Below are 13,667 nucleotides of genomic sequence, written 5' to 3' on the forward strand. Positions count from 1 at the left end.
TATTTCCAAGCCCACATCCCATCGAAAACCCGACAAGCAGGGCCGTCCTCATCCGAGGAAAATGCCAACCTCCATTGGCAACTTGAGGATTAATGAAGATTCAATGCAGGAGTGTCAACATCATATAAAATCATTTTAAATCATTTAACATCGAAATTGACTAAATTCTTGAACGCTGTCTTAAATTTTGACATTCGTATATAAATTATGATGGTTTTTGATGACATTATATCGCAGTAAAGCCAAATTCATGAGGAAAACACGTATCCGATACACAACAAGCCTTGCATCTTGTGCAAATCGAAATACATCATTTTCCATCATTTTGATGAGGAGTCTGATTTGCGTTCCACGGTGAGCGACATTGCCAGAACAGCAGGCGTTTCCAGCGCCACGGTTGATCGTGTACTGAATAACCGCGAAGGCGTGAAAGAGCGCACACGCGAAATCGTGCTCGAAGCCGCACGCAATCTTGGCTACCTTCCCGGCAGCGCGCCTCGCAACACGCACCTCACCGACCGCATCAAGCTGGATTTCGTTCTACCAGCAGGTACAAACACCTTCATTGCCAATCTGCGCGACCAGATCGTCAGGCAAGCAGCTTTGAGGCCGGAAATAGAGCTTACAATCCATAGCGTCGAAGGTTTCAACCCGGATACGCTTGCGCAGGCTCTGGAAAGCCTCAAGGGAAAGACGCAAGGTATCGGTGTTATTGCACTGGATCACCCAACCGTGCGCGAAGCCATGCGCGCACTCGCCGAATCCGGCGCTCATATCGTCACCATCGCGTCTGACATTCTCCATGTGCCGCGCGTCGGCTATATCGGCATCGATAATCGTGCGGCTGGCCGTCTCGGCGGCTATATTCTCGGTCGTTTTCTTGGCCTGCAGCCCGAAAACAAGATCGCGCTCTTTGCCGGATCGCTTTCCTATCGCGGCCATGAGGAACGCGAAATGGGCTTTCGTCGTGTCATTGCGGAAGAGTTCTCGCACTTGAATATCGTCGAACTCAAAGAGATCGAGGACAGCCGCGAGAAAGCCTACACGGAAACCATGGCTTTGCTGAAGCGCCATCCCAACCTTGCCGGCATCTATAATCTCGGCGCAGGCAATCAGGGTATCGGACAGGCGCTGATGGATTCAGGAAAATCGGATTCGGTTATTTTCATCGGCCATGAACTGACCGAAAGCACCAAACGCCTGCTGCTGAACGGCACGATGGATGCTGTCATTGATCAAAACCCGCGCGTTGAAGCACGCGAAGCACTGGTTACTTTAATGAGCAGCATTAAAGGTGCACCATTCGACCCACAACCACCTCGCGTTCAGGTGATCTTCAGAGAGAACATTCCTGAAAATTAAAGCGCGTCCCGAAAAGTGGAAACCGGTTTTCGGAACACGATGCGCGTAAAAACAAACAGAGCGCATCCCGAAAAAGGTTATTTCGTATAAAGCGCGCGCGAACGCTCAAGATGATGCAGCATCGCAGCTTCCGCACCGTCAGAATTTTTGGCCGCAAGCATGTCGATAATTTCTTCGTGCTCGACCAGCGTGTATTTCTCTTTACCGGTCCAGATCAGCATATGCGTATGATATTCACGCAGCCAGGCAAGCATCGCCTCACTGACGCCAACGAAGATCGGATTGCCTGAAATCTTCGCGATCCGAATATGAAATTCCATATCGGCGGAAATGAATGCATCGGCATCACCCAGCGATTCCCGCTGGCGCTCCACGATGGCGCGAAGGTCCGCAACGTCTTGTTCGCTGGCCTTCTGCGCTGCTTCACGCGCAATCCCGCGTTCGAAAAAAATACGTGCGCTTTTAAGATGCTCCAGCGTATCCAAAGATTGCGCCAGCATGATCTTGGCCGTCGGATCGACCTGCTGGAAAATTGAGCGTGCAGTCAGCTTCAAAACCTTGGCACGCTCACCATGCGAGATGTTGACCAGCCCCATCTTGGCAAGTGACTGCATCGCTTCGCGGATCGCGGGACGTCCAACGCCAAAACGTTCCATCAGAACACGCTCGGATGGCATCTCGTCGCCCGGCGTAAGCTCACCGGAAGTAATCATGTTTTCGAGCCGGTCGAAAACTTCGTCGGATAGTTTGCGGCGAATGATGGGTTCGATTGCTTGGGTCATTGCGTCTCACTGCTCATGAGCTTTTCTCCCTTATGCATCTTCAAACGCGCTGAGGAAAGCCGTTACCCACACTCTCGCGACCGGTTAACAATTTTCCGCTTGCAGATATTGGAATACTCATTATACCAGTTCGCACTCAAACACCATGCGCTTATTCTAGGCGCAACAAAAACCGTGAGTGACGACAATTCCGATGAACATCTGTTTGACCTATCGCATTGAGACCACCGGCAGCATCGAACAGATGGCAGCCAAGATCGCGAGCGATCAGTCGACCGGCACTTTCGTCGCTATTCCAGGAGAAACCGAAGAGTTGAAGGCGCGCGTCGCAGCACGCGTGCTCGAAATTCGCCCGCTTGAAGACGCAACGGTGCCTGCCTGGCCGGAGCTTGAGCCAGGTCACGGGCCGCTCAAGCGCGCCGATGTCGATATTGCTTTTCCGCTTGATGCTATCGGCACCGATTTAGCAGCGCTGATGACAATTGCCGTTGGCGGCGTCTATTCGATCAAGGGCATGACAGGCATCCGCGTTGTCGACATGAAGCTACCGGAAGCCTTCAAAAGCGCGCATCCCGGCCCACAGTTCGGCATCACCGGAAGCCGCCGTCTCACCGGCGTTGAAAAGCGTCCGATCATCGGCACCATCGTCAAGCCAGCACTCGGTCTGCGTCCACATGAGACAGCAGAACTCGTAAGCGAACTCATTGAGTCGGGCGTCGATTTCATCAAGGACGATGAAAAGCTGATGAGCCCGGCCTACTCGCCGCTTAAAGAGCGCATCGCCGCGATCATGCCGCTCATTCTCAATCACGAACAGAAGACCGGCAAAAAGGTGATGTATGCCTTTGGCATCTCCCATGCCGATCCTGACGAGATGATGCGCAATCATGACATGGTGCTAGAGGCTGGCGGCAATTGCGCCGTGGTCAACATCAACTCGGTTGGCTTTGGCGGCATGAGCTTCTTGCGCAAGCGCTCGGGCCTCGTGCTTCACGCCCATCGCAACGGTTGGGACATCCTGACCCGCAACCCGGGCGCCGGCATGGATTTCCGTGTTTATCAGCAGTTCTGGCGGCTGCTCGGCGTCGATCAGTTCCAGATCAACGGTATTCGCGTGAAATATTGGGAGCCGGACGAAAGTTTCGTCAATTCGTTCAAGGCCGTCAGCACGCCCCTGTTTGATCCGTCCGATTGTCCGCTTCCTGTCGCCGGTTCCGGGCAATGGGGTGGACAGGCACCGGAAACCTATGAGCGCACGGGCCGCACGACGGACCTGCTTTATCTGTGCGGCGGCGGCATTGTCAGCCATCCGGGTGGCCCGGCAGCCGGTGTTCGCGCCGTGCAACAGGCATGGGAAGCAGCAGTCGCTGGCATCCCGCTTGAAACCTATGCAACGGACCATCCTGAACTTGCAGCTTCGCTCGCGAAATTCGGGAAAGGTGGCGAGTAATGTCACAGGCTTCCAACGAACTGCTGCTGTCCTACTACGGTGACGATCTCACCGGCTCGACCGATGTTATGGAAGCCATGGCTTCCAACGGCGTCGACACTGTGCTGTTCATGAATGTGCCAGACGAAGCGCTTCTTTCGCGCTTTTCACACTGCAAGGCTATCGGTCTTGCAGGCACCAGCCGCAGCGAAACGCCGGAATGGATGCAGGAAAATCTCACGCCTGCATTCAACTGGCTCAAAAGTCTGAATGCTGCGATTGCGCATTACAAAGTCTGCTCGACATTTGATTCCGCGCCACATGTCGGCAATATCGGCAAGGCCGTGGAAATCGGCAAAGCAACCTTCGATCAGGCCTATGTGCCGTTGATTGTCGGTGCGCCGCAGCTCAAGCGTTACACATCTTTCGGCAATCTCTTTGCCGCCTATCAGGGCGAAACCTATCGTATCGATCGTCATCCGGTCATGAGCTGTCATCCGGTCACACCGATGCATGAAGCCGACCTGCGCGTGCATCTGGCTCAGCAGACCGTGCTTAAAGCTGTTCTTGCTGATCTCGCAACGCTTTCAGCCACAGATGCAGATGATCGCGTAAACGCGATTGTCAAAAATGCGGACGGCATGTTGCTGTTCGACGTCGACAGCCATGAAAGCCAGTTGCAGGCAGGTGAGCAGCTCTGGCGTCTGCGTGCCCGTAAAGGCTGGTTCGTTGCTGGTTCGTCGGGTGTTGAATATGCGCTTCTGGCTGCATGGGCCAAGGCTGGACTGATCGGCGCGAAAAAAGAGTTTCCGCTTCCCGGCAAGGCTGACCGCATCGCGGTCGTTTCAGGAAGCGTCTCACCGACGACAGAACGTCAAATTCGTCACGCGACGGCATCAGGCTTTACCGGCATTGATCTTAACCCGCTCGATCTTCTCGGCGAAAACGGCAATCAGGCAATCGAAGCTGCCATTGCTGACGGCCAGAAGGCGCTCCAGCACGGCAACAGTGTGATCCTCAACACCGCCCTTGGCCCTTCGGCTGACCGAGGCACAGAAATCGACAGAATCGCAGGCAGCCGCCACAAGCTGGCCCGCAGCCTCGGCTTCATCCTCCGCAGCCTTGTCGAGCGCGAAAGGCTTACCCGCGCCGTCATTGCAGGCGGCGACACTTCGAGCCACGCATTGCGTGAATTGCATGTCGATGCACTCACCACGCTTTTGCCGCTTCCACAAACACCGGGGTCGCCGCTTTGCACGGCACACGGCGCTCACGCCGCCACCAACGGCCTCCAGATTGCCCTCAAGGGCGGTCAGGTCGGTTCTGACGGTTATTTCAGTCAGATTCGCGACGGCCTGGCCGCTTGAATCTGGAATACTCATTGACTGGTTATACCAGTTACGCTACCAAAAGTCTGGGAAGGAACTACAATCATGACAGCTATCGCTTTGTTCGGAGCGGGCGGCAAGATGGGCTACCGTCTGGCCAAGAACCTCAAAGGTTCGCGCTTTGACGTACGCCACATCGAAGTCAGCGACGCAGGCAAGGCACGCCTGAAGAACGACCTCGGCATCGACACCATCGATGTTGATGCGGGTCTTGAAGGCGTGGAAGTCGTCATTCTGGCTGTGCCGGATACCATCATCGGTAAAGTTGCTTCATCCATCGTTGACAAGCTGAAGCCGGGCACCATGGTTGTTGCACTCGACGCAGCTGCACCATTTGCCGGCCATCTGCCAGAACGCGCAGATCTCACCTATTTCGTGACCCATCCTTGCCATCCGCCGATCTTCAACGACGAAACGGACATGCAGGCAAAGAAGGATCACTTCGGCGGTCTGTTTGCAAAGCAACACATCGTTTCGGCTCTGATGCAGGGTCCGGAAGAAGCTTATGCACTGGGCGAAGAAATCGCCAAGGTCATCTGGGCACCAGTGATGCGCTCGCATCGCGTAACCGTTGAGCAACTCGCAATTCTCGAGCCCGGTCTTTCGGAAACCGTTGCAGCTTCGCTTCTGGTTGTCATGAAGCAGGCCATGGATGAAACAGTTCGTCGCGGCGTTCCTGAAGAAGCAGCACGCGACTTCCTGCTCGGCCATATGAATGTTCTCGGCGCCGTCATCTTTGGCGAAGTCCAGGGCGTATTCTCCGATGCCTGCAACAAGGCGATCGAATTCGGCATTCCTGCGCTGATGCGCGACGACTGGAAGAACGTTTTCGAACCGGAAGAAATCGCAGAAAGCATCCGTCGCATTACGTGACGTTATCCGGGAGGGCGTAATGCGCCTTCCCCTTTTTACCGCCTCTTGGGAAACGGGGCTTGATTTGGGAGGAAAATATGAAGTTTACACGCAGGACAATTGCGCGCGGTTTTGCGATTGCAGCCGTCTCGGCAACATTGGCGGGCAGCGTAGTCATGCCAGCATGGGCCGCTGATCTGATCGCAATCATCACGCCATCGCACGACAATCCATTCTACAAAGCTGAAGCCGTGGGTGCTGAAGCCAAAGCCAAGGAACTTGGCTACGAAACACTGATCCTTCAGCATGACGACGATCCAACCAAGCAGTCGCAGCTTGTCGATACGGCCATCGGTCGTGGCGCAAAGGCAATCATTCTCGACAATGCTGGCTCGGAAGCATCGATTGCCGCCGTTCAGAAGGCCAAGGATGCCAAAGTCCCTTCATTCCTGATCGACCGTGAAATCAACGCCTCAGGCGTTGCGGTGTCACAGATTGTCTCCAACAATTATCAGGGCGCCCAGCTCGGCGCGGAAGAATTCGTGAAGCTGATGGGCGAAGCTGGCAATTATGTCGAGCTGCTCGGCCGCGAATCCGACCTCAACGCTGGCACCCGCTCCAAGGGTTATCACGACGTCATCGATGAATATCCTGACATGAAGATGGTTGCGCAGCAGTCGGCCAACTGGAGCCAAACCGAAGCCTTCTCCAAAATGCAGAGCATTTTGCAGGCAAATCCTGACATCAAAGGTGTGATTTCCGGCAACGACACCATGGCCATGGGTGCGTGGGCAGCGCTTGAAGCTGCAGGTCGCAAGGACGTCATCGTTGTCGGCTTCGACGGCTCCAACGATGTCCGCGACTCCATCAAGGCCGGTGGCATCAAGGCAACGGTTCTTCAGCCAGCCTATGCTCAGGCACAGATGGCTGTCGTTCAGGCTGACGAATTCATCAAGACCGGTAAGGGCCCTGCTGAAGAAAAGCAGCTGATGGACTGCGTCCTCATCAATCCTGACAACGCAGACAAGCTCGAAACTTTCGCTTTGAAGGACTAACTCCCAAGGCTTGCGACATCGGGAGCGCCGACAAATGTTAGCGCTCCCGAAATGCTCCTAATACCGAGGATAAATTCATGTCAGTGCTGAAGTCAGCTTCCATTATCCTGCTGGCCTGCGGTGTCGCGCTTTCGGGCTGCAAAATCATCAAGACTCCGACAGCAGAAGAAGCCGCAGAAGCACGCGGCGATAATTTCAATCCCGATCGTTCGGTTGCCGACATTTGGGACTCAAAAGTTAAGCCGTTTTTTACCGAGAAAACCGCAACGCTTGATGAAGTGATGCAGGCAGCAAACACAGATGCGGATGCAGCCGGAGCGAAATACGGTCATCGCGAAAAGCAGGGCAATGCCCCCTGGACCTTTGCAGCCAGGCTTGAAGGCACAGTGGTCGCCGCTGAAACAAAGTCACGTGCCGCCTATGTCGATGTCGACAGCAATGGCGATGGCAAGGCCGATGCACGCGTGCAGATCGGGCCGACCGTTCGCGGCAGCGCAATCCGTGACAGCCTGTCCTTTGTGAATTTTAACGAGTTTCGCAATCAGATCGACTGGGCGCAATTTGGCAAGGCGTTCAACACCCGCGTCAACGATGACGTATTGTCCAAGCTGCCACGCGAAGAACTCATTGGCATGAAGGTGAAGGCCGAAGGTGCTTTCCCGTTGCCATCGAAGGGCCAGCTTCCTCTTGTGACGCCTGTTTCCATCTCTCTGGAGAAGTAAGCCATGGAGACGGAATTAAACGAGAAAAACGATATCGTCCTCAAGCTTGAGGATGTTTCGAAGGTCTATTCAGGCATTGTCGCGGTCAAGCGCGCCAATCTTGAATTGCGCCGTGGTTCGGTCAATGTGCTTGTCGGCGAAAACGGTGCGGGTAAATCCACGCTGATGAAAATCATCGCAGGCGTTGAGCGTCCGACCATGGGGAAGATTATTCTCGATGGCGAGGAAGTGTCATTCGACAGCCCTGCCGACGCGCAGAAGCGCGGCATTGCGATGATCTTTCAGGAACTGAACCTGTTTTCAAACATGACGGTGGCCGAGAATATCTTTGCCACACGCGAGATCACACGCGGTTTGCGTGGCATTGATCACAAGGCGCAGGTCGTCAAGGCCAATGAATATCTCGACCGCCTTGACGCAGGCATCAGTGCAACTACGCTCGTCGCCGATCTGCCAATCGGTCAGCAGCAGCTTGTCGAAATCGCCAAGGCTATTTCGCTCGATGCACGCATCGTCATCATGGATGAACCGACATCGGCCCTTTCTGCAGCCGAAGTCGATATTCTGTTCAAGGTGATTGCCGAGTTGAAAAGCCAGGGCGTTGCAATCGTCTATATTTCGCATCGTCTTGAAGAACTGATGCGGATTGGCGATTACATCACGGTTCTGCGCGACGGAAAAATCACCGGCCAGGAAGAGATCAAAAATATCGATACGCAATGGATTGTGCGTTCGATGATCGGCTCCGATGCCAAGGACTTCGCCAAGCCTGTGACCCACAAGATCGGTGCAGAACGGTTTCGCGCTGAAAACATCACCCTGCCGCGTGCGACTGGCGGGCTTGCAGTTGATGACGTCTCCCTGACCGTGCGCGCAGGCGAAGTTCTGGGCATTTACGGCCTTATGGGCGCGGGACGTTCCGAGTTTTTCGAGTGTGTGATGGGCCAGCATGGACACTCCACCGGCCATATCTATATCGATGGCAGGCAAGTGAAGGAACGCGATACGACCCGTCGCATCCGGCGCGGCCTTGCCCTCATACCGGAAGATCGTCAGCGCGAAGGTCTGGTACAGATTTTGTCGATTGCCAGCAATTTGACACTTGCAAGTCTTGATCGTTTGGCTCGCTTCTTCCACATCACGCCCAAGCGTGAAAAGCAGGCCATTCAACAGGCAATCAAAGACCTTTCAATCAAGGCACCAAACCCGGATTTCGAAGTCACTTCAATGTCGGGTGGCAACCAGCAGAAGGTTGTCATCGGCAAGGCGCTGATGACCAATCCGAAAGTTCTTCTGATGGACGAGCCATCGCGCGGCATCGATGTGGGTGCGAAGGCCGATGTCTTCCGCACCATGCGCAGGCTTGCTGCCGAAGGTCTCTCCATTCTTTTTTCAACCTCTGATCTGGAAGAAGTCATGGCGCTCTCCGATCGCATCGCAGTGCTCAGCAATGGGAAGCTGATTGCCATATTCGACCGCGACAAAGCGACGGAAGCCGACATTGTTGCCACATCGGCCAAGGGCCACGGGCACACACATGACAACGACCACAACAAACAAACAAGGGAACTCGCGTCATGACAGCCAACACGACGACGGCCGCCACTGACTCAACCTTTAACAGCGGCTCGGCCCTGCTGACACTGATGAAACTGAGAACCTTCATCGCGCTTTTTGCGGTGTTCATCTTCTTCTCGTTCGCAGCACCGAACTTCCTTTCAGCCGCCAACCTGATCCTGATGTCAAAGCACGTTGCGCTTAACGCATTTCTTGCAATGGGCATGACCTTCGTCATCATCACAGGCGGCATCGACCTTTCGGTCGGCTCCATTGTCGGGCTTTGCGGCATGGTTGCCGGTGGTCTTCTGATCTACGGTATCGATCTAGGCATCGGCTATACGATCTATTTCAACATCATCGAAATCTCGCTGATAACGCTGGCTGTTGGTGTCGCCGTCGGCTTCATAAACGGGCTATTGATAACCAAACTGAATGTTGCGCCCTTCATTGCGACACTCGGCACGCTTTATGTAGCGCGCGGCCTGGCACTTCTGTCCTCGGACGGTCAGACCTTCCCGAACCTCGTGGGCCGCGAAGACTTGGGCACAACCGGCTTCGCATTCCTGGGATCGGGCAGCATTCTCGGTCTTCCGGTATCGATCTGGATTCTGATCGTCGTCGCATTGGCCGCAGCCTATATCGCGCGATACACGCCGCTTGGGCGGCAGATTTTCGCCGTCGGCGGCAACGAACGTGCGGCGCGCATGTCGGGTATCCGCGTCGACCGCGTAAAGATGTTCGTTTACATGTTTTCGGGCTTCTGTGCTGCGATCGCCGGGCTTATCATCTCGTCCGAACTGATGTCGTCGCATCCGGCAACGGGTAACTCGTTCGAGCTGAACGCCATTGCAGCGGCCGTTCTCGGCGGCACTTCAATGTCGGGCGGGCGCGGCACCATTGGCGGCACAATCATCGGTGCATTCGTCATCGGTATTCTCTCCGACGGTCTGGTCATGATGGGCGTATCGTCCTTCTGGCAGATGGTCATCAAGGGCCTTGTCATCATCATTGCCGTGGTGGTTGATCAGGCACAGCGCCGCCTCCAGCAGCGCGTTACACTCATGCAAATGGCAAAAGCGGGTTAAAAATGGCAGAATTGAATGGCGCTCTCATCGGTTGTGGTTTCTTCGCAATCAATCAGATGCATGCATGGAATGATGTTTCAGGTGCCGAGATTGTGGCGATCTGCGACCGCGACCCTGAGCGGCTGAAGATTGTCGGCGATCAGTTCGGCATCGAACGCCGCTACACAGATGCAAATGCGCTATTCGCCAATGGCGGCATCGACTTTGTCGATATCGCCACCACAGTTTCAAGCCATCGTGCTCTGGTGGAACTTGCTGCCGCCCACAAGGTGCCAGCAATCTGCCAGAAGCCCTTTGCCAAGACGCTTGATGATGCAAAGGCCATGGTGAAGGTCTGCGATGAAGCAGGCATCCCGCTCATGGTGCATGAAAACTTCCGCTGGCAGACGCCTATTCAGGCCGTGCGTAAAGCGCTCGATAGCGGCGTCATCGGCACACCATTCTGGGGACGTTTCTCCTTCCGCTCGGGCTTTGACGTTTTTTCCGGCCAGCCTTATCTTGCAGAAGGCGAGCGCTTCATCATCGAAGATTTAGGCATTCATACGCTTGATATTGCGCGCTTCATTCTGGGCGATGTGACCAGCCTTGTTGCTCGCACAAAGCGCGTCAACCCGAAGATCAAAGGTGAAGATGTAGCGACCATTCTCATGGACCATGAAAATGGTGCTGCTTCTATTGTTGACGTAAGCTATGCCACCAAGCTCGAAACCGATCCTTTCCCGGAAACACTCGTTGAAATTGATGGCACCGAAGGCTCTATCCGTCTTTATCAGGGTTATCGCCTTGAAGTGATTACGCCGAACGGCACGACGGTTTCCGATGTTTCGCCAAAACTGCTCTCATGGGCCTCACGTCCATGGCACAATATTCAGGAAAGCGTCTTTGCCATTCAGCAGCATTGGGTGGACAAGCTGGAAACTCGCGAAGAAACCTCGACATCAGGTGCGGATAATCTCAAGACTTTCGCGCTTGTCGAAGCCGCCTATGACAGTGCCGGAAGCGGCAAACGCATCGACATTACGGCGCTGCTCAAATGAGCAGCGTCGATCCCTTCCTGCTCTATGGAACGCGTGAAGCCGAAGCTCGACCGACGCATCTAAAAGCGGGCTTGCTTGGCCTGGATTTAAGCGATGGCAATCTACGAACCATCAAATACGATGGCGTCGAGGTTCTGCGCGCTGTTTCCTATCTGGTGCGGGATCGCGACTGGGGAACCTATAACCCGGAAATCCATAATCTGAATGTCGAGCAAAACGACAGCGGCTTTATCGTCACCTATCAGGCACGTTGCGAAGGCCCGGATGTGACCCAACTCATCATTGATGTTCGCATTCAGGCAGAGATTGGCGGCACGCTCACTTTCGATGCCGTAGCGAATACAACGACAGGCTTTGAAACCAACCGTTGCGGCTTTTGCATCCTGCATCCAATCGTCGGCGTTGCAGGCGCACCTGTGAGCGTCGAGCATGTAGACGGTACACTCAAGAACACCCGCCTGCCCGATCTGATCGAACCGTGGCAGCCTTTCAAGGACATGCGCGCGATCACTCATGAGGCCATGCCCGGCGTTACGGCCGAATGTCGCATGGAAGGCGATACGTTTGAGATGGAAGATCAGCGCAACTGGTCCGATGCATCTTACAAGACCTATGTACGTCCGCTGGCTTTGCCATGGCCTTACCAGATCGAAGCCAAAAAACCCCAGCATCAGCGCATCGTGCTTAATATTCACGACACGCGCAAAGCAGCATCACAAGCGGGCACGATTGCGGAGCCAGTGAGCATCTCGCTTGGTGATGTAAGCGGCAGAATGCCGAGTATCGGCATTATCATCACACCGGAAGAAGCCAAAGCAAGCCTTGCTGCAATTGATCTGTTGCAGGAAATTGGCCCGCAGGATTTGTTGTTTCATTACGATCCGCTGGCAGGGCACAAAGGTTCAGCCTTTGCCGATTTTGCAGCCTTGGCTGCGAAGCATAGTGGGCGCGTTTCGCTCGAAATTGCATTGCCTTGCGAGAAGCCGCTCATTGATGAGACGAAGACCATCGCTTCTGACATGAAGGCGGCTGGTTTTACCCCGGATTCAATCATTGTTTCACCGGCTATAGACCGGCAGTCAACACCGCCCGGCAGCGAATGGCCACCCTGCCCCCCGCTCGAAGATGTCTATGCGGCAGCAAGAGCAGCCTTCCCGAATGCGCGGCTTGGCGGCGGAATGCTGAGCTATTTCACCGAACTTAATCGCAAGCGCGTTCCGGGCGAGCTTATTGATTTCGTCACCCATTGCACCAATCCAATTGTTCATGCCGCTGATGATCTGAGCGTTATGCAAACACTGGAGGCGCTGCCTTTCATTACCCGTTCGGTGCGGGCTATCTACGGCGACAAGCCCTATCGCATCGGGCCGTCGACCATCCCCATGCGCCAGAACCCTTATGGCAGCAGGACGATGGAAAACCCGAATGGCAAGCGGATTGCGATGGCCAATCGCGATCCGCGCCATAATGGGAAGTTCGCGGAAAGCTTCGCATTGGCCTATGCCATATCGGTGCTGAATGCTGGTCTCGACAGCCTTACGCTTTCAGCCCTCACCGGACCTTTCGGACTCATTGCGGGCGATAATGAACCGGTCGCTATCGGTAACAAGCGTCCTTTGTTCAATGCTGTAAAAGTGCTTGCACAGCTTGCCGGGAAAAACTTCAGGCTGTGTCAGTCTTCACGTCCATCGGACGTTTTAGCAATGGCTGTCGAAGAAAAGGTCTGGCTCGTCAATATTACACCACATGAACAGGATGTGGTCATTGCAAGTGGCAAGACAATAACTTTGCCACCTTATGCGTTCAGTTGAGCATGAGCTAAAAAACGGGCCAATGGCCCGTTTTTTCATTTAGACACTCGGATATTGAGCGTCCGTCACATGCTCCATCCAGTCGACGACTTTACCGTCGAGCTGCTCCTGAATGGCAATATGAGTCATCGCATTTTTGGGTGACGCACCATGCCAATGCTTTTCATTTGGCTCAAACCAGACGACATCGCCGGGGCGGATTTCTTCAATCGGGCCACCTTCGCGCTGAACAAGGCCAAGTCCAAAGGTCACAATCAGTGTCTGACCAAGCGGATGTGTATGCCATGCAGTACGAGCACCCGGCTCAAATGTCACTGTTGCAGCTGCAGCACGCCGCGCATCATTGGGCGAAAACAAAGGATCGATGCGAACCTTGCCCGTGAACCAGTCTGCCGGGCCAACACCGGATGGCACAGATCCATTTCTTTTGATTTCCATAGCGTTCTCCTGTCCGAACATAAGATAGCGCCATGACATGGCAAAGAAATAGCAAAACGCCGATCTAGAGCGCATCCCGAAAAGTGTGAAACGGTTTTCGGACAAAGATGCGCGTTAAAACAAATGATTAGAGCGCTAATCTGGTT

At 54.4% G+C, this 13,667-nt stretch carries 12 protein-coding genes; 10 read left to right on the forward strand and 2 right to left on the reverse strand.

What is annotated here, in order from left to right; genetic code table 11:
- Positions 1-342: 342 nt before the first annotated feature.
- Positions 343-1,362, forward strand: coding sequence for a LacI family DNA-binding transcriptional regulator (locus tag C9380_RS16610; RefSeq protein WP_128094075.1), 1,020 nt, complete (start codon positions 343-345; stop codon positions 1,360-1,362).
- A gap of 77 nt (positions 1,363-1,439) precedes the next feature.
- Here the strand turns inward: C9380_RS16610 and C9380_RS16615 are convergent, their stop codons facing one another.
- Complete coding sequence (locus C9380_RS16615) at positions 1,440-2,144, reverse strand: transcriptional regulator NanR (RefSeq protein WP_100557260.1); 705 nt, start codon at positions 2,142-2,144, stop codon at positions 1,440-1,442.
- 193 nt (positions 2,145-2,337) lie between these two features.
- On the opposite strand from C9380_RS16615, the gene oiaX reads away from it, so the two are divergent.
- The 9 genes from oiaX (at position 2,338) to apnL (ending at position 13,083) form a co-directional block, all read left to right on the forward strand.
- Positions 2,338-3,594 (forward strand): 3-oxo-isoapionate-4-phosphate decarboxylase OiaX, encoded by a 1,257-nt coding sequence (gene oiaX, locus C9380_RS16620; RefSeq protein ID WP_128094076.1) that lies wholly within the window; start codon positions 2,338-2,340, stop codon positions 3,592-3,594.
- Positions 3,594-4,940 carry a four-carbon acid sugar kinase family protein gene (locus C9380_RS16625; protein WP_128094077.1) on the forward strand — a complete coding sequence of 449 codons (1,347 nt, stop codon included), beginning with the start codon at positions 3,594-3,596 and terminating at the stop codon, positions 4,938-4,940. Before oiaX ends, C9380_RS16625 begins: the two co-directional genes overlap by 1 nt.
- Before the next feature lie 66 nt (positions 4,941-5,006).
- On the forward strand, positions 5,007-5,834 hold the full coding sequence (locus C9380_RS16630) for a phosphogluconate dehydrogenase C-terminal domain-containing protein (protein WP_128094078.1): 828 nt from the start codon (positions 5,007-5,009) through the stop codon (positions 5,832-5,834).
- A 77-nt stretch (positions 5,835-5,911) separates the two neighbouring features.
- Positions 5,912-6,868: a D-ribose ABC transporter substrate-binding protein gene (locus C9380_RS16635; protein WP_024900161.1), complete on the forward strand. Its 957-nt coding sequence runs from the start codon at positions 5,912-5,914 to the stop codon at positions 6,866-6,868.
- Positions 6,869-6,945: 77 nt separating this feature from the next.
- Entirely contained in the window at positions 6,946-7,590 is a 645-nt protein-coding gene (locus C9380_RS16640) for a DUF2291 family protein (RefSeq protein ID WP_128094079.1), read from the forward strand.
- Between the two features lie 3 nt (positions 7,591-7,593).
- Entirely contained in the window at positions 7,594-9,171 is a 1,578-nt protein-coding gene (locus C9380_RS16645) for a sugar ABC transporter ATP-binding protein (protein ID WP_128094080.1), read from the forward strand.
- Positions 9,168-10,235 (forward strand): ABC transporter permease, encoded by a 1,068-nt coding sequence (locus C9380_RS16650; RefSeq protein WP_010661025.1) that lies wholly within the window; start codon positions 9,168-9,170, stop codon positions 10,233-10,235. The genes C9380_RS16645 and C9380_RS16650 overlap by 4 nt, the downstream gene beginning before the upstream one ends.
- 2 nt (positions 10,236-10,237) lie before the next feature.
- Positions 10,238-11,272 carry a Gfo/Idh/MocA family protein gene (locus C9380_RS16655; RefSeq protein WP_128094081.1) on the forward strand — a complete coding sequence of 345 codons (1,035 nt, stop codon included), beginning with the start codon at positions 10,238-10,240 and terminating at the stop codon, positions 11,270-11,272.
- Positions 11,269-13,083, forward strand: a complete 1,815-nt coding sequence (apnL, locus tag C9380_RS16660) for a D-apionate lactonase (RefSeq protein ID WP_128094082.1) — start codon at positions 11,269-11,271, stop codon at positions 13,081-13,083. Before C9380_RS16655 ends, apnL begins: the two co-directional genes overlap by 4 nt.
- A gap of 39 nt (positions 13,084-13,122) precedes the next feature.
- Here the strand turns inward: apnL and C9380_RS16665 are convergent, their stop codons facing one another.
- Positions 13,123-13,521 (reverse strand): (R)-mandelonitrile lyase, encoded by a 399-nt coding sequence (locus C9380_RS16665; RefSeq protein ID WP_024900156.1) that lies wholly within the window; start codon positions 13,519-13,521, stop codon positions 13,123-13,125.
- Positions 13,522-13,667: the final 146 nt, after the last annotated feature.

Origin of the sequence: Brucella pituitosa (genome assembly GCF_003049685.1) — a bacterium.
Lineage (GTDB): Bacteria > Pseudomonadota > Alphaproteobacteria > Rhizobiales > Rhizobiaceae > Brucella > Brucella pituitosa.

Coding starts and splice junctions, on each gene's coding strand:
- apnL (WP_128094082.1), top strand. CDS start 11,269: ATGAGCAGCGTCGATCCCTTCCTGCTCTATGGAACGCGTGAAGCCGAA.
- C9380_RS16630 (WP_128094078.1), top strand. CDS start 5,007: ATGACAGCTATCGCTTTGTTCGGAGCGGGCGGCAAGATGGGCTACCGT.
- oiaX (WP_128094076.1), top strand. CDS start 2,338: ATGAACATCTGTTTGACCTATCGCATTGAGACCACCGGCAGCATCGAA.
- C9380_RS16665 (WP_024900156.1), bottom strand. CDS start 13,521: ATGGAAATCAAAAGAAATGGATCTGTGCCATCCGGTGTTGGCCCGGCA.
- C9380_RS16635 (WP_024900161.1), top strand. CDS start 5,912: ATGAAGTTTACACGCAGGACAATTGCGCGCGGTTTTGCGATTGCAGCC.
- C9380_RS16655 (WP_128094081.1), top strand. CDS start 10,238: ATGGCAGAATTGAATGGCGCTCTCATCGGTTGTGGTTTCTTCGCAATC.
- C9380_RS16615 (WP_100557260.1), bottom strand. CDS start 2,144: ATGACCCAAGCAATCGAACCCATCATTCGCCGCAAACTATCCGACGAA.
- C9380_RS16640 (WP_128094079.1), top strand. CDS start 6,946: ATGTCAGTGCTGAAGTCAGCTTCCATTATCCTGCTGGCCTGCGGTGTC.
- C9380_RS16645 (WP_128094080.1), top strand. CDS start 7,594: ATGGAGACGGAATTAAACGAGAAAAACGATATCGTCCTCAAGCTTGAG.
- C9380_RS16625 (WP_128094077.1), top strand. CDS start 3,594: ATGTCACAGGCTTCCAACGAACTGCTGCTGTCCTACTACGGTGACGAT.
- C9380_RS16650 (WP_010661025.1), top strand. CDS start 9,168: ATGACAGCCAACACGACGACGGCCGCCACTGACTCAACCTTTAACAGC.